This is a genomic window from Catenovulum sediminis (genome assembly GCF_007289895.1).
Classification (GTDB): Bacteria; Pseudomonadota; Gammaproteobacteria; order Enterobacterales; family Alteromonadaceae; genus Catenovulum; species Catenovulum sediminis.
On record NZ_CP041660.1, the window covers coordinates 952,105 to 969,069 of the forward strand.

The 16,965-nt window shown below is 41.2% G+C and carries 9 protein-coding genes, 1 tRNA gene and 1 pseudogene; 5 read left to right on the plus strand and 6 right to left on the minus strand.

Annotated features, from left to right (window positions below; translation table 11 throughout):
- Positions 1-17: 17 nt before the first annotated feature.
- From FNT16_RS03715 to FNT16_RS03730, 4 genes are all read right to left on the minus strand, one after another.
- Complete coding sequence (locus FNT16_RS03715) at positions 18-2,258, minus strand: polysaccharide lyase 6 family protein (RefSeq protein WP_143870283.1); 2,241 nt, start codon at positions 2,256-2,258, stop codon at positions 18-20.
- 29 nt (positions 2,259-2,287) lie between these two features.
- Positions 2,288-2,782, minus strand: coding sequence for a gluconokinase (locus FNT16_RS03720; RefSeq protein ID WP_143870284.1), 495 nt, complete (start codon positions 2,780-2,782; stop codon positions 2,288-2,290).
- An 88-nt stretch (positions 2,783-2,870) separates the two neighbouring features.
- Positions 2,871-4,118 carry an Nramp family divalent metal transporter gene (locus FNT16_RS03725; protein ID WP_143870285.1) on the minus strand — a complete coding sequence of 416 codons (1,248 nt, stop codon included), beginning with the start codon at positions 4,116-4,118 and terminating at the stop codon, positions 2,871-2,873.
- Between the two features lie 42 nt (positions 4,119-4,160).
- Positions 4,161-4,928 (minus strand): SDR family NAD(P)-dependent oxidoreductase, encoded by a 768-nt coding sequence (locus FNT16_RS03730; RefSeq protein ID WP_143870286.1) that lies wholly within the window; start codon positions 4,926-4,928, stop codon positions 4,161-4,163.
- A gap of 652 nt (positions 4,929-5,580) precedes the next feature.
- Here FNT16_RS03730 and FNT16_RS03735 point away from each other — a divergent pair.
- From FNT16_RS03735 to FNT16_RS03745, 3 genes and pseudogenes are all read left to right on the plus strand, one after another.
- Positions 5,581-8,481, plus strand: coding sequence for a TonB-dependent receptor (locus FNT16_RS03735; RefSeq protein ID WP_143870287.1), 2,901 nt, complete (start codon positions 5,581-5,583; stop codon positions 8,479-8,481).
- Between the two features lie 159 nt (positions 8,482-8,640).
- Positions 8,641-9,752: pseudogene (locus FNT16_RS03740) on the plus strand (polysaccharide lyase family 7 protein).
- 69 nt (positions 9,753-9,821) lie between these two features.
- Entirely contained in the window at positions 9,822-10,850 is a 1,029-nt protein-coding gene (locus tag FNT16_RS03745; protein ID WP_143870288.1) for a LacI family DNA-binding transcriptional regulator, read from the plus strand.
- A gap of 54 nt (positions 10,851-10,904) precedes the next feature.
- On the opposite strand, the gene FNT16_RS03750 is transcribed toward FNT16_RS03745, so the two are convergent.
- Positions 10,905-13,109 (minus strand): PEP-CTERM sorting domain-containing protein, encoded by a 2,205-nt coding sequence (locus tag FNT16_RS03750; protein ID WP_143870289.1) that lies wholly within the window; start codon positions 13,107-13,109, stop codon positions 10,905-10,907.
- A 500-nt stretch (positions 13,110-13,609) separates the two neighbouring features.
- A tRNA-Leu gene (locus tag FNT16_RS03755) sits at positions 13,610-13,696 on the minus strand.
- A gap of 185 nt (positions 13,697-13,881) precedes the next feature.
- On the opposite strand from FNT16_RS03755, the gene FNT16_RS03760 reads away from it, so the two are divergent.
- Positions 13,882-14,409, plus strand: a complete 528-nt coding sequence (locus tag FNT16_RS03760) for an RDD family protein (RefSeq protein WP_143870290.1) — start codon at positions 13,882-13,884, stop codon at positions 14,407-14,409.
- Positions 14,410-15,374: 965 nt separating this feature from the next.
- Positions 15,375-16,955 (plus strand): sodium:solute symporter family transporter, encoded by a 1,581-nt coding sequence (locus FNT16_RS03765; RefSeq protein WP_143870291.1) that lies wholly within the window; start codon positions 15,375-15,377, stop codon positions 16,953-16,955.
- The last annotated feature ends 10 nt before the right edge of the window (positions 16,956-16,965 follow it).

Consider the following 16,965-nt stretch of genomic DNA (forward strand, 5'->3'; position numbering starts at 1 on the left):
TATTGAAGCTCGAAAGCTTATTTATACGTGACGTTATTTAGCTGATAACCCGTATTATTCGCACGGATTTTAGGGGTATTTTTAAGTTGAATATCTTCAATCAAGGTAATAGGCTCGCCATTGGTTAAATACAATTCTAATGGCGCACTGTTATCCCACTCTGTGTTGGCAATATGTAGCTTTTGTACCCCATGAAAGTACATTGAAGCGCCGCTTCTATGGGTTGAACCTTTCCCTACATTAATCAAACGGTTATTGTTTACCGTCACCATAGGACCAAATGTACTTTCATCTGTGCCACCGCGATATACAGTTGCGACCTCTTCTTTAATATCTTTAAAGGTATTACCTGACAAGGTTAAATTTTCAACACTGTACACACCTAAATCATCTGTTTCTTTATTTAGCTGTAAAATAGCACCTGTAATATTAACCATTTCAGAATCAAGAATTTCGATATAGTCTGCAAAAGTGCCCGGATGCGCTTTAAAGAAATAGAAAAAGCCGTTGACGTTTAAATCCGTTACTTTGACATTACGAACCGACAAAGCATAGTTAATATTCATTGAATAACGACTGGTACGGATCACACTGTTGCCTTTATAATCAGGCGATTCAGCACCATCAAACCATAAATTTTCAACTTCTAGCGCACCTCCATTTTCAATTACAATAAAGCTCGGCTTCTCTGAACGAATAATCGGCTTTTCACCGGCTTTAGCCATAATTGTCACTGGATGTTGGATATTCGCAAAACGTGTTAACAAATACTCGCCGCCGTTTTCTAACACCAAAGTATCCCCCGGTTGGCTGCGATTTAATGCGCTCACAAGCGTATCTGTGCCGGCTTTAACCAGAAGCGTTTGACCACTTTGAAACGCCACATGTCGATCTTGTTTCGGGTAAAAGTTTGCCCCTGTTTCTGCTTTAGTGACAGGTAATTTAACTTCACCAAAAGCAATTTTGTCGATCAGCTTTTGCGCTGGCACACGCAATCCATATTGATTCTCACGCACTGAATAAGGTTCGGAGCTAAAACCGGATTGAATCGGGTTGCTGGCGTCTTTATTGAGCACATTACCTTTAAAACTAATGCCAGAAATATCGTCAAAAACGGTAAATGGCGACAGGTTATGTTTCCCCATAATGATGTTATTTTGCATTTCTGTACTACTTGGCGGCGCAGAACGCTCAGCATCGGCTCCGGCACATAGCTGAATATAATCACTGTCGATAACAATATTATTATTCATAGTCGATTCGATCACTGGATCATATCGGTTTGGTGGAGAGTTCGGCACACCATTCATAATCACCAAAGCACCGCGGAAACGATGCCCCGTGAGTCCATACAAATAATTGTTATTAACGGTTTGATGCTCATTAATGATGCGGATACCGCCAGTATTGGGTTTTCGGTTGCCTAAAAAGTAGTTGTTTTCAACCCTTGTATAGTGACCATGGCGCATGGTTAAGGTCCCTTGCGCTTCATAAAAAACATTACCGCGGAAAGTATTGCCACTGGATTTATTTGAAATTATCTCATGCTCGCCATTGGTCCGGTCAAAATAATTGTACTGCACCAGAGTATTTGCATATTCACGTGAATAGTGGCTGGTACCAATACGCAAAGTTTCACCACCATTAGCCCCTAAAACCTGACGTGGGCCAAAATAGTTATACTCGATAATATGGTTATTTTTACGGCTACCTTCTGAATTCATGCGTACCGCAAACGTTACACCGCGGTTGCGTTTATTGACAAACGTATTGTGATCGATACGATTGTTTTTACCATACACAGCGACCCATAAATCGGATAACTGGCGTTCAGGATGGCTAAAATCATCGACCACAACGTTGGTTAAACGTGAGTGGTTTGCTAAATCATCGAGTGACGTGCGAAAAGCAATGACTTCACCCGTTGGCGTGTAGCCATCTTTAAAAGCCAAGCCTTCAACCACTAAATATTCACCGGAAAAGCTTAAATTAGATTGCCCTGAAATGATCACTTTGCCCGGCGTTTGTGCCTTTAATTTAATAGGCTTGTTTTTATGCCCTTTGCCTTTAAACACCAACTCGACATCACGCCACACCCCGTTTGCCATCACCAGTGTATCGCCCGGCGCAAGGGTTTTAACCGCTTGATTAAATTGCTCTATGTTGTTAACAACTTGCGCATGACTGAACAGCGGACAAGCCAATAACAAGAGTAAGAAAACCCGCTGACTGACTTTTGTTAACGGTAACTTAAACATCTTACAGTTCCTTATTTGTTTGCAAAAAATTATGCAGATTGTGTCTGCAAATAATCGATAGCCTGATTAACGACACTGTCGATGCTATTTTTAACATCAACAATGAGACCATAGTCTGGCGACTCAAAAGTCGACAGTTGCGACGCCAAAATACGGCCGTCAAAAAAGTGATTATGTCTGTTATTAATGCGCTCAGATAACAGCTCAAAACTGCCGGTAAGTATGATCCACTGCAATGGCTGTTGTGATTTGCTGGCTAAACATTCGCGATATACTTCTTTTAATGCCGAGCAAGCCAACACAGCACCGCCCTTGGATTCATATTCTGCCAACAGCTCAGCCAGCTCACATAACCATGGCCAACGATCAGCATCGGTTAATGGTGTGCCATGGCGCATTTTTGTAATATTGGATTCTGGATGAAAATCATCGGCATCAAAAAATGGCAAATTAATTTGCTCTGCCAATTTTTGACCAATTGTTGATTTACCCGTACCAGAGACCCCAGCAACAACAATTAACATTGGAAAACTCTCTTAGAATTTTACATTAAGTTGAATTTGCGCTCGTTCATTCGGTTATAGTAATAGTGAACCTCAGTTAAATTAGGCCTTAACTAAATTGACCTACAATGGCCACCACCCCATTGATTGAAATCGCAATCGCAAACAATAGCGCAAATACCAGAATCACATTAAGCGACTTGCCCGCTACATGTTCTTTCATCAAACTTTTATTATTGATGATCGATAAAATTCCAATAATGACTAAAGGCAAAACAAAAACATTAAACACCTGAGTTAAAATTTGTCCTTTAATCGGATTAAAACCAAACACTGGGATAGTTAATGCCAATACACATGCAACACCCGTGATAACCCTGAATTGAGTTGAGCGAGTATCTAATTTCCCCGAGCGATAATCAGCCACCAATAAAGGAGCAATAAGTAAACACGGGAATACCGACGATAAACCGGCCGCTAACGTGCCAAAAAAGAATACGGTTAATGCGGTTTTACCGGCTATCGGTTCAAGCGCGTTTACCATATCTAACACATGGGTGATTTTGCTGCCTTGGTGATACAAAGCGCCATGCGCAACTGCCATAACAGATGCACTGATAATAAAAACCAAAGCGGCGGCGACAAAGGCATCTTTTTTCTGCTGTTGCTGATGAGCCATATTCCAACCTTTCCCCTGAATAAATAAGGGTCGAGAAAGAAAAGTAGCGGCGGCCATCGTAGTGCCAACAAATGCGGCAACCATCATTTTCCCGCCTTCAACTTCTGGGATCGTCGGCACAAAACCGGCAACCACTTCAGACGGTAACGGATGTACGATAAACAGCGAAAATACAAACGAAATCCCCATACAGGAGACAAACATCACCAGAATTTTTTCAAACAACGAGTACTTACCAATCAACATGATGGCATACATAGTTGCAATCACAGTGACGGCGATCGCCAACACCGTTTGATATTTATAGTCGACAAGGGAGGGAGAATACAAAGCCAGCATTTCAAAAATAATGTTAGATGAAATCCCCAGGATCCCCATCAAAGAATTCCATTGGCCGAAGGTCACGCCAATAATAATCATAATGGCAATTGGCTTACCAAGTTTTAGATGTTGTTTAAAACTGTAAAGTGCGGTTTTGCCGGTAACAATGGCAAAGTTACCATATGCGTAAATCAGTGCCCCCGAAAACAAACAACTTAAAAACAAAACCCACAACAGTTGCATTCCATAGTTACTACCGGCAACGATCATCGACGTTACGCTGCCCGTACCTATGGTATAACCGATTGCGAAAAACGCAGGGCCAAAACTCATAATCTTTTTAAAAATTGATGGCATATCAAACCTCAATAATCGTTGCATTTAATATATAAATGGCCTTTAAGCCATATATACACCACCGTTAATATCAATTGTTGCCCCCGTTATAAAACCATTATATTCAGAAGCTAAAAATACAACGGCTCTGGCAACATCAAATGGATTACCGGCCCGTTTCAACGGAATTTCACCGATGGTTTTATTGGCTGATTCGTCCGTTGTATGAGTTGCATGAAAACGCGTACCTAAAATTAAACCGGGTGCAATTGCATTGACCCGAATCTGATGTTCAGCAAGCTCTGACGCCAAAGAACGGCTGAAGGTTAGTACCGCACCTTTTGATGTGGAGTACGCCAAGGAACCCGCATGACCACCTTTTCGCCCGGCTAAAGAAGAAAGATTGACAATTGACGCGCCATCTTGCGCTTTTTTCAATAACGGTAATAACGCTCGGCTTACCATCATCATAGACGTTAAGTTGACCGCCATCACCTTTTCCCAAAATTCATTTTTAACGGAATCAAGCGCATAGCGTTCTACTAAGTCACCTGTGTTATTAACCAACACATCTAGCGCACCAACTTGCGCTGCAACCTTTTGCGCAAATTCATTAACCGAAGTTTCAGCGGTTAAATCTGCCTGCAACGGAATAATTTTACCCACCCCAGCTTCTGAAACTTCATTTTGCAAAACTTCAACCGCTTCTTTCGAACGATAGTAGTGAACAATCACATTTGCACCTTGTGCAGCCAGCGCTGCGGAGATCGCACCACCAATACCACTAGCGCCACCGGTCACCAATACATTTTTACCAACGAGTGTATTCATTTTATTACCTTAAAATTCATGTATTTATTCAATATTTTCAGGATAAATCGCGTCATACCTTTGATATAACAACGACCTTTAAATCAGCTTTCAAACCTCAAAAACAAAACTAAACCGTTTTAGCTAAATTCAATTTATCACGAGAAATTTACTTGTCAACCCATTAAAATATGCAAAAAACAGCAAAACTACACTAATATTTTACATTTAACGGTTTATCCATTTACTAAATACCATGCAGTTTTTGTATGAATACCCAAGTACGATAGACAAGGTACAAACCACAATCTGCACTTTATCTCGGTGTGTGTTTTTAACAATTCAAAATTCACCCAACACTCAAAGCACAATAAAAAATAAATTAATAACAACAAAAACAACAAGTTAAACTATTTTTATAAAAAATAGTGATATTTTTATTGAACAATAGATTGATCTTAATTTCATTTTATGTGAATGTAATGTTAACCCTAAGGGCATCTGGGTTATTGGCAACAAAAAGATAAACCGATTTAGTTGTTAAAATTTTTTAAATCCAGACTAAACCGATTTAGTTGCAAATTAATTGTCCAAGAACACTTGGTATTTAACTTCAATGTTGTAGCAGAAGCTTACGAGTGTTTAGCAGGCTCACTACTTGGAGACACAAAACATGAACAAAAAATTATCTAAACTAACCCTAGCAATTTTATCTGCATCAACAATGGGATTGCCTTTAATGGCACAAGCTCAAGATGCACAAAATGAAAACGTAGAAGTTATCGAAGTAAAAGGTTTAGCTGGCAGTATGGCTGAATCAGCTCGGCAAAAACGCTTTAATACGCGCATTGTAGATGCGGTCGTGGCTGAAGACATTGGCAAACTACCAGATAATAATATTGCAGAAGCGCTGCAACGTATTACCGGGGTATCCATTAGCTCAAATTTTGGTGTCGGCGAGTCTGTCACCATTCGTGGTATTTCACAAAACCGGGTTGAACTTAATGGTCGTTCAACTTCTGGCAGTGGCCGCGGCGGCATCAGCTTAGAGGATTTTCCTTCTACCTTTTTAAAAACCGTAGAAGTGATTAAATCACCTACGCCGGAAATGATAGAAGGTGCTCTGGGCGGTACCATTAATATGAAAACCGTTCGCCCACTTGAATTAAAAGAACCACTGGTCGCTTTTACTTTAGATGCTGAATATGCCGATAAAACCGAAAACTGGGCACCCCGCTTTAACATATCAGCAGGCACAAACTGGGATCTAGGTGATGCGGGTTCATTTGGTGCGTCCGCCATTCTAGCCATACAAGACAGAACTTTACGCCGCGATGAATTTTTTAACCTAGTGACCCCAACAGAATTAGATTTAGACGGCGACGGCATCAGCGAACAAGCCAACAATGCAGGCGGTAACTTTTTAGTCCGAAGCCAGAATACCGCTGAACAAAAAACAGAAAAACGCGACCGCACCGCATACGGTATCTCATTGCAGTGGGCACCAAAAGAGTTAGAAGGCTTTGTCTATTTAGATATCAATGCAACCGAACTGGACGGTGGACAAGAAGCCTACTCAGTACTCAATGACAGCAAAGATTATTCTGATTTAGTACTCAACAGTGCATACGGTGACAACCACGGCCAATTACATAACTTTGGCTCGGGCAGTGTTTTTGTGCAACCCAAAACCTGGGCAGATTTTACCACCAATGAATCGACTTCAAACGCGCTTGGGGGCGAATTTCAGTTAACAGATCAACTGAAAGTATCCGGCGAAGTGGCTTACACTAAATCGGAAGCCTTACGCACCAAATCAGAATTTAATTTACGCCCCATTTCGCGTGAACAATACGAAGCAGACGGTACAATTACAGAACATTTGTTTACCATTACCATGACACAAGAGGGTGATAAAGTACCTGGTATCGCCTTCTCAGACTCTGATGCCTTGTTAAATCCAGATAATTTGGCCATTCGCCAATTTACCCACCAAAGATATACGATAGATAATGAAGAAACTGCGATACGGCTCGACCTTGAATACAGCGAACCTTTTGGCATCGCATTTATCCGCTCTGTCAAAGCCGGTGTGCGCACAACAGATAGAGACTACGAACTGGACAGACATGATTTACGCAACAATGGCAGCGAGCTGAAAAACCTGCAAACCAGTGTTTCATACAATGGGGTTGTGCGACCAACCTGGGCCGACGAATTTGATGACGCATACGGCGGATTTAAAGAAATTAACCACGCAAATTCATTTGAACAAAACGGCATTTCCGGCAATAACGCCCTAACCCATTACTGGGTATACGATGGTGCATTGTTAGCGTACGACATTAATGGTACTTACGACAGAGTTAAACAAATGTTAGATGGCAGTAGCCATGCATTAACCGGCAGCTTAGACGACAACATGGTTCGCAATACAGGTTCATACGCTAACATCAATGAAAAAACGCAAGCCTTGTATACTCAGTTTAATTTAGATTTTGATTATATTACCGCAGTAGTAGGCGCACGTTATGTTGCAACAGAACTGGTTTCAAATACCTATGATGAAACAGGCCAGTATGACTATTCTGACTTTTTACCTAGCTTAAACCTAAGCTATAACCTAAGTGATGAAACCATCTTGCGTTTTGCTGCGGCAAAAGTTATGCGCCGCGCCGACTTTGGCGAATTAAGCCCTGCCCTAAGTGTCGATAACTCACTGGTAACGGGGACTCAAGGTTCGTATAAATTAGACCCTTACCGTGTTACTCAATATGACTTCTCAGCTGAGCATTATTTTGCCAATGGGGGGATGGCCTCCGCTGCGATTTTCTATAAAGATGTACAATCTTTTACCGTTAGCAGCAGCTCATGTGTTGCCGATCCGGATACTATCACAGGGCAAAACGTAACAGAATACGTCAATGTTTGTTTGTTGGATACAGCCGGCGTGAGCCAATCTGACGTAACATACGCAACCGGCAACCAAGATTTAGCCTATGTTGAAGCGCAGCGCGATGCCGGCTTGACCGGTATTGTAATAGATACCGACGTGAACGGCGGCAGCGGTGAAGTTGTCGGTTTAGAATTAGCGTACCAGCAACAATTAGACTTTATTCCAGGTTTAGGTTTTGCAACTAACTACACCTATGCCGACAGTGAACAACCTGATGGCAACCCGCTACTGAATATCTCAAACCATACCTTCAATGGTCAGATTTACTGGGAAAGTGATGGTATTCAGCTGCGTGTCGCCTATAACTGGCGTGACAAATATCTAGATAGCCAAGATGAAAAACGTGTTCGTCCAGTCGGTGCACTTGCCACTGGTATATACAACCGAACCGATCCGGATGCCCCTTTCTTTGACCCAACATTAGGGAATAACTATCGGGATTCACGTGGTCAGTTCGACGTTTCTGCCAGCTACGATGTCAATGAACATTTCACCGTGATAGCGAATGCCGTTAACTTAACAGGTGAGCCAATTCGTCAAGTCACCGAGCTTGACAGCCCTTGGTTATACAGTGAAGCCGATCGCCGCATTACCTTTGGTGTACGCGGTAAGTTTTAACCACAATTTTTAGTAAAAATCTGGGAGGTAGGCTTCCCCCCCTTGTCTTGCCTCCTGGATTTTTGCTTTTTCTCTGTCGCCATTCACAACCTGTTGTTGTAAGCCAAGTTAAATGGAGCACAAAAAATGATTACATTAAAGCAAACACGCCTTGCCTGTATGGCAACGGTCACCGGACTGATTAGCTTAACAGCCTGTACAAGTCATACTGCTGAACCGACAAACACAGCTTTATCTGCCAGTACTGCAAGCGCGACCAGCAAAACCAGTAGCGCACACAAAACACCCGGACAGGTTTTTGACCTGAGTAAATGGAATTTAACCATCCCACTCGATTTAGACCAAAGTGGCAATGCCGACACCATCAGTGCCAAAGATTTAGCAAGCTATCAAATTGCCAACTATTTTTATCTGGATGACAACCAACATATGGTTTTTGCATCGCCGAATAAAGCGATTACCACCCCGAATTCAACCAACACTCGCAGCGAATTGAGACAGGTATTTGACGAAGATACAGATGACAAAGTCGGTGAGCGTAACCCGAAAAGTTATTTTGCGCTAGCTTCACACCCGCAAGCAAAACAATTTGCCTCGGTGGGCGCACGCATGGAAGCCAGCTTAAAAGTTAATCATGTTTCTTTAAATGCTAAATATGCCGACAAACCACCTGCCTATTCTGTTGTGGTTGGACAAATTCATGCTGGCAAGTTAGACGAGATAAAAGAAGAAGGCTCAGGTTTTGGCTGGGGCAATGAGCCACTTAAAATTTATTACAAAAAATTTCCGCATCATGCAACTGGCTCGGTATTTTGGAATTATGAACGAAATCTAGTCAAAGATGATCCCAACCGTATCGATATTGATTACCCAGTATGGGGCCATGGTTGGGAAAGTGATGAAGATCCGGGTGCAAAAGGCATTGCATTGGGTGAAGAGTTTAGTTACATCGTAAACGTATATGGCGATACTATGTACTTGGAATTTTCATCAGAAAATCATCCGACGGTTAAACACAAAATAAATTTAGCGAATAATCAAGATGCAAACGGCGATATTGATCAGTATGATCATCCGCAAGGTTACTTAAAAGACTGGTTATTTTTTAAAGCCGGTGCATACAACCAGTGCAGCACCAAAGATGCCCCAGCTTTCGCTACCCTGCGTGTCCTGGGACGGGCGACTGGCAAACCGATAAAGCAGATGGCAATTATACCAGCGTAACATTTTCACACTTGCAGCTTAGTGCGCCCAAAGCGATGACGGAATAACTGTGATATAAATTAAAACCAACTTCTGGCATCAGTTTACAGATGCCAGCAAGCAAGGTAGCAATATAAATGAATAAAAAAGTAAGATTAATAGATGTAGCGACAAAAGCCGGTGTTTCAAAAAGCACGGCTTCACAATTTTTAAACGGACGTTTTGATTTTATGTCGTTAGAGACACGCTTGCGAATTCAAAAAGCAGTCGAAGAACTGAACTATGTGCCAAACAACATTGCGCGCAGCCTTAAAACCAATAAAACCCGCACGCTGGGTGTGATTGTTAGGGATATCTCAAGTAATTACACCGGGCAAGCAATTCGCGGTATGGACGATTATTGCAAAAATCATGGTTATGATCTGATTATCTACAATACCGATTTTGACCCCAAAACAGAAGAAAGTGCCATTAAAGCACTCTGCCTGTTAAACGTTGACGGTATCGTTATTGCCTCGTGCGGAACCAATGCATCACTTATCGAAGAAACCTCGCGCAATACTGTGCCTGTCATTCAGTTTCAGTTAGAGCACGAAGATTGTGATACCAGTGTTGTGGTTGCCGACTATAAACGCGCCTCGTGTGAAGCGACCAAATACCTGCTGGAATTGGGCCACAAACAAATATGTTTTGTGACACAGCAGTTTGAAACGGTGAAATCAAGACACGATAAGTTTCAGGGTTTTGTAGAAGCGCATAATAAGTTTAACCTGACGGTTAATGAAGATTTAATCGTTTACTGGAACCGGCAAACAGGTTTACAGCGCTGTCCGCTTGAAATTTTAAAATCGGATACACCACCGACCGCATTTTTTACCCAGCAAATTGCCATTACCATTGATGTGTTAAAAACATTAAACGATGCCGATATTAGCATTCCCGACCGTGTTTCGTTATTAGGCTTTGAAGAAATCCCGAATGCAGAGTTTTTTAAAGTGCCGATTACCGTTATTAAACAGCAACCTTACGAAATTGGCGAAGAAGCAGCCCGGTTGCTGATTAATAAACTTAACCACCCCAAATCTTTTAATACTCGCATTCAAATACCTTGTGAATTGGTCACACGTGAATCCTGCGCCAGCCCGAGTGAAAAGCAACTTCGTTAGCCAAAGATTTAACATGCACAGATTAAGATGAGGCGCTAACAGCGCCTTTCATTTTTAAATGGCTCGGCGACGCCACAAAAATAATGTGAATATTGCAATGAAGTACAAAGCTAGAGTACTTGGTTCAGGCACTGCAGTGGGTCGACTTGAAGGATTGGAGTCACCATCAGATGAACCTGAATCATCGACAAAATTCAACGCAAACGACCAGCCCTCGCTTAAGGTCGTGATACTTATATTCATACCATCGCTTAAACCATTAAACCAGTCAGTAATCGCCAATGGCGCACCATCAGCATCTGCGACATTGCCGGTAACCGCAAAGAAGTCAAACGACGTACCACTCAAATCATCCCAACTTAGGCCATCGAGCAAATTAAAGCTAAGACTTATCGGATTAAACAAAGTCAGATCACCGTCGATAAAAATACTATCAAATAATAAGCTGCCATCCGAGGCACGACCAAATTCAATGTTTAAAACAACGTCATCCCAAATGCTGTCAGTGAAACTTAATTGCCCCGGACTATTACCCGGATTAATTGTAATATCATTTAAGTAGGTGTCACCGACAAAACCACCTGAGCCAGATAGGTTACCCGATAACGTTAACACCTCCTCTGGGCTAATATGGATAATCCCACTATTGTGAAGGGTACCATCTAACAAAGAAGACCCAGCATACTCAATGGTACCGGTATTATTAACGACGCCGCCTGTATTGTTGATACTCGCATTGACATTTACGTGAATCGTACCTTGGTTATCCAATATGCCATTATTGTTAAGAGCATCGGCATTCGTTAGCGTACCGTTGTTCGTCAAAGTACCACTGTTGGTTATAGTCTTGCTACTGAGGTCGCCGTTATTTACTAAGATACCGCTGTTGGCAATTTCGTTGACAATAGGGACACCGAAACTCACGTACGGGTTATCCAAGGTACCGTTATTTACAAAAGCACCCGTGTTTACTATATTGCCAGTGTTGATAAAGCGACCATCATTAATAAAATTACCTTGATTGGTTACAGTCCCATCATTATGGTATTCTGAAAATAGGCCAACGGTCATATCACCCTTGTTATCGGTCTCGCCTAAATTACTCACAATACCTTCAGCGTAATGCATCGTCCCTTCGTTGTTAAACGTTTTATCGTTTGCAAAATGGAAGGCTTGACTTACAATACGCCCATAATTAGTTAGGGTATTTTCGTTATAAAATTCGCCTGTAAGGCCTGAACCGATATTGATATCACCATGGTTTTCGATTGTATCACTATTAATAATCAGGGCGTTTGTATTCCAATTTAAAACACCATCACTTGTATTAATTAAAATACCCGCGTTGTCTAACCTCGCGATAGAGAGATACTCTTCATCTTCATTAAAGCTAAATGAGCCACTATTAGTTATGGTGCCATAATTGGTCAGAGTGTTACCACTGAGTAAGATACCATCGTTAGTTATGGTGCTATAATTGGTCAGAGTGTTTCCACTGAGTAAGATACCATCGTTAGTTATGGTTCCACTATTGGTAAAAGCATCAGTATTCGTTAACGTACCGCTGTTTGTCAGCGCCCCAATGTTAGTTATAGTCGTGCTACTGAGGTTGTCGTTATTGACTAAGATGCCGCTGTTAGCAATGTCGTTGACAGTAGGGACACCATAACTCAAGTACGGGTAACCCAATATACCATTATTTATAAAAGCACCTGTATTTGCTATGTTGCCAGTGTTGAAAAAGTGACCATCATTCATAAAATTACCCTGATTGGTTACAGTCCCCTCATTATGGTATTCTGAAAAGAAGCTAACGGTCATATCCCCCTTGTTATTAGTCTCACCTAAATTGCTCACAACCCCTCCAGCGTAATTCATCGTCCCTTCGTTGATAAACGTTTTATCATTTTCAAAATAGAAGGCTTGACTAACGATACGCCCATAATTAATTAGGGTATTTTCGTTGTAAAATTCGCCTGTAAAGCCTGAACCGATATTGATATCACCGTCACTTGTATTGGTAACAGTCCCCCTATTGTATAGTTGACCAAAGATATCGAGTGCTGTCGCGTTACTCCTGCACTCACTCGCACTTATAGTATATGTTCCAATTAGTGGAGAAGGAATTGGCTCACAAGTTGGCGTGGCGAACACAGTTTGGGTATTAAAAAAAACAAACGCGAATAGTATTGAACACAAAAAACTAGAGTGGTTAGAGTTTTTTAAGGGTTGGTTTAGAGGCGAATCGGGGTTTATCATTAGAATTAGCAATCCTGCTTTTGAAAAATTTAACAAACAAAAGTCAAAGCAAAAAAAGGGCCACTTAATTTTTTATTATATTTTTCAGTTACATGGAGTTACTTATTGATATCCCCGCGTTTTAATGTAAAAAAAGCTGACAGTTTTATGTGTAATGGTCAAAGAGTAATATAAAACGCTAAGCAACTTTTCAATTCAATGTATTTTGGGTATCGATTGGTAAATAGAGGCCTAACGATATTTAAACCACTTGATGCTCTGGTTTATATGACATTGAGAAAAGAGTTTATGACTTTAAATGCTCAAATTGACTGGTGTGACGAATATTTAAACAAGCTTCAAACGAAACAGGTTCATATTATAACTTCAGCTCAATTGCTGGGGTGGCACAGGACTTAACCGTTAAATTAAGAAAAATTGATAGATTATTTTCAGTTACTAAGATTTAATCTTAGTTTCTTTAATTAGATGATTTTTATCAAAATTTTTTTGTTTGAATATGGTGCCTAGGGACGGACTCGAACCGTCACGGATGTTACTCCGGCGGATTTTGAATCCGCTGCGTCTACCAATTTCGCCACCCAGGCACTGGGGAGATAACTCGAAAGAGTGACGCGCATTATACAAAGCTAAGTGTTTCTGGCAAGTAGTTTTTTTAATTTTTATGTTTGTTTGATTAAATTTCATGCAAGCTTATATTAAATTGCAGTATGCGTGATAAACCGTATTATATATGGCCTTATTCGCAGCTTGTTTTTAGTAAGTATATTTTATGTCTTCGCAATCAAATCATGTTCATGCCCCTTCTACTTCTCCAATTACAAAGCGAGCTGGTTTTGTTCGCCGTTTAGGTGCTTGGGTATATGATGCATTAATTATTACCGCCTTGATGTTGCTGGCTTCGTCTTTAGCTTTGGCTTTTATTTATGCTTTAAATGCGATGCAGTTGATTGAACTGCCAATGGGTATGGATGTGTCTGAGTATGCACGAACGAACTGGCTTTATCGTTTTTATTTAATATTCTGCTTTTTTGGATTTTATATTTGGTTTTGGCGCCGTGGTGGTCAAACCGCTGGAATGAAAACCTGGCGTTTGCAGTTGCGCAGTTTAGATGGTGACAAATTAACGCATTTGCAATGTGTTTTACGCTTGCTCTTTTCTTTGTTTGGTTTGAGTAATCTGTGGGTTATTTTTCCGTGGAGTAAAAAACGCGCTTTGCACGATATTATGTCTGGTACCGAGGTTGTTGTTTTAAGTAAAGAAGAGAACAAGCACGTTAATTGGAAAGGTTATATGTGACTTGAGCGACGAGCAAAAAGTTTCAAGTTTCAAGTTTCAAGTTTCAAGTTTCAAGTTTCAAGTTTCAAGTTTCAAGTTTCAAGTTTCAAGTTCATTGTAGGGTGTTCCTTTAGGGTGACAATTTTATTTCTACATTTGTGCTCCCTGCTTTTGTCGGACTAAAGTCCCGACCTACATTTTAGTTGCGAGCGACGAGTTGAGAGCATCGAGCTTGGGGGTGTTCCTTTGGGGTGGCGGTTTTATTTCTATATTTGTGCTTCCTGCTTGTGTCGGACTAAAGTCCCGACCTACATTTTAGTTGCGAGCGACGAGTTGAGAGCATCGAGCTTGGGGGTGTTCCTTTGGGGTGGCGGTTTTATTTCTATATTTGTGCTTCCTGCTTGTGTCGGACTAAAGTCCCGACCTACATTTTAGTTGCGAGCGACGAGTTGAGAGCATCGAGCTTGGGGGTGTTCCTTTGGGGTGGCGGTTTTATTTCTATATTTGTGCTTCCTGCTTGTGTCGGACTAAAGTCCCGACCTACATTTTAGTTGCGAGCGACGAGTTGAGAGCATCGAGCTTGGGGGTGTTCCTTTGGGGTGGCGGTTTTATTTCTATATTTGTGCTTCCTGCTTGTGTCGGACTAAAGTCCCGACCTACATTTTAGCTGCGAGTTTCAAGTTTCGAGTTTCGAGTTTCGAGTTTCGAGTTTCGAGTTTCGAGTTTCGAGTTTCGAGTGATGCTGACCTCTAGATCACCCAATTAGTACTACTATTTTACAGTTTTTATCTATAAGGCCTATTTTATTGCTTAAAAAACCGTTATATTTACATTTAGTAATACCATAAACATAATATTAACCATTGTTTATTCGTATTATCTTGTTAACGAATAGGCGTTCGTTCATTGGACTTAACGCTTTTAGATAGTTTGGCGCCTGCGGCGTCAATAAGCAGCAATACTTATGACGAGAGGTTTGGCCTTTTATGTATTTATCAACAATTGACGTAGCGATATTTGCTATGTATATCGTTTTTATCATTTCGCTGGCTTCGTGGGTTTCCCGTGAAAAGCCCGGCCATGATAAAAACGCTTCAGATTATTTCCTTGCAAGTAAATCACTGCCTTGGTGGGCTGTTGGTGGCTCGTTAATCGCATCTAATATATCGGCCGAACAAATCGTTGGTATGACGGGTGCAGGTTACGACATTGGTCTTTCAATTGCAGCTTATGAGCTCATTGCTGCCGCGTCACTCATCATCATTGCGAAATGGATTCTACCGATTTATCTGCACCAAAATATCTACACCATGCCGCAATTTCTTGAGCACAGATATAGCACGAACGTACGAACCGTACTGGCTATTTTCTGGTTAGGCATTTATATATTTGTAAACTTAACGTCAGTGCTGTGGTTGGGTGCATTAGCCATGAATACAGTGGCAGATGTAAACATTATTTACGGCTTGATATTTTTGGGCGTTTTGTCGGTTGCCTACTCTCTATATGGTGGTCTAAAAGCGGTTGCTTTAACCGATATTGTGCAAGTTGTTCTATTGGTCATTGGTGGCATAGTCACCTTATATGTGGCACTGGAAGCAATAGGTATTCAGTTTGTTGCGCCAACAGCTGGTGCAAGCGAAGGGATGGATTATCTGTTTAATCACGCGAACGATAAGTTTGATTTACTCTTAGAAGAAGACCAACACGGCTACGATCAATTACCTGGCATCTGGATGTTATTGGGTGGTCAGTGGATAGTCAACATGGCATATTGGGGTTTCAACCAATATATTATTCAACGCGCATTGGCAGCTAAAAGTTTACAAGAAGCACAAAAAGGTATTTGTTTTGCGGCCTATATGAAGCTTTTTATGCCGATAATTGTGGTTATTCCGGGTATCGCCGCTTTCTTATTGTCACCTGAAATTGCAGATACGCCTGATAAAGCATATCCAGAGCTGTTAAAACTGGTACCTGAAGGTTTCCGCGGTCTGGCGTTTGCTGCTCTAGTGGCTGCTATCGTATCTTCGATTGCCTCTATGTGTAACAGTATTTCAACCATCTTTACGATGGATATTTATAGCCACTTTAAGAAAAATCAGTCGCAGCAGCAATTGGTAAAAGTGGGTCGTATCACGGTATTTGTATCACTTATATTAGCCATGTTGACGGCTCAGCCTTTGTTGGCCAGTTCTAAACAGGCATTCCAATATATTCAGGAATATACCGGCTTTTTTACACCGGGTATTTTACTTATCTTCTTATTAGGTATGTTTTGGAAAAAAGCCAATGTTTATTCAGCTTTGATTGCCGCAATAGGTTCGTTTGCTCTGTCGATATTGTTAAAAGTGCTGGCCCCTGAAATACCTTTCTTAAATCGTATGGCGATTATTTTTGTGATTTGTTTAATCTTGTCTGTACTGGTAACCGTACTAATGGGTAATAAAGACGATCCGAAGGCATTAGATTTAGAAGGCATAGATATGGCGACAACGCCCAGCTTCCGTATTGCGGGGTTAGGTGTGTTCTTAATTTTAATTGGTTTATATGTCACGCTTGGATAAAAGATAAGCA

Coding starts and splice junctions, on each gene's coding strand:
- FNT16_RS03715 (WP_143870283.1), bottom strand. CDS start 2,258: ATGTTTAAGTTACCGTTAACAAAAGTCAGTCAGCGGGTTTTCTTACTC.
- FNT16_RS03720 (WP_143870284.1), bottom strand. CDS start 2,782: ATGTTAATTGTTGTTGCTGGGGTCTCTGGTACGGGTAAATCAACAATT.
- FNT16_RS03725 (WP_143870285.1), bottom strand. CDS start 4,118: ATGCCATCAATTTTTAAAAAGATTATGAGTTTTGGCCCTGCGTTTTTC.
- FNT16_RS03730 (WP_143870286.1), bottom strand. CDS start 4,928: ATGAATACACTCGTTGGTAAAAATGTATTGGTGACCGGTGGCGCTAGT.
- FNT16_RS03735 (WP_143870287.1), top strand. CDS start 5,581: ATGAACAAAAAATTATCTAAACTAACCCTAGCAATTTTATCTGCATCA.
- FNT16_RS03745 (WP_143870288.1), top strand. CDS start 9,822: ATGAATAAAAAAGTAAGATTAATAGATGTAGCGACAAAAGCCGGTGTT.
- FNT16_RS03750 (WP_143870289.1), bottom strand. CDS start 13,109: ATGATAAACCCCGATTCGCCTCTAAACCAACCCTTAAAAAACTCTAAC.
- FNT16_RS03760 (WP_143870290.1), top strand. CDS start 13,882: ATGTCTTCGCAATCAAATCATGTTCATGCCCCTTCTACTTCTCCAATT.
- FNT16_RS03765 (WP_143870291.1), top strand. CDS start 15,375: ATGTATTTATCAACAATTGACGTAGCGATATTTGCTATGTATATCGTT.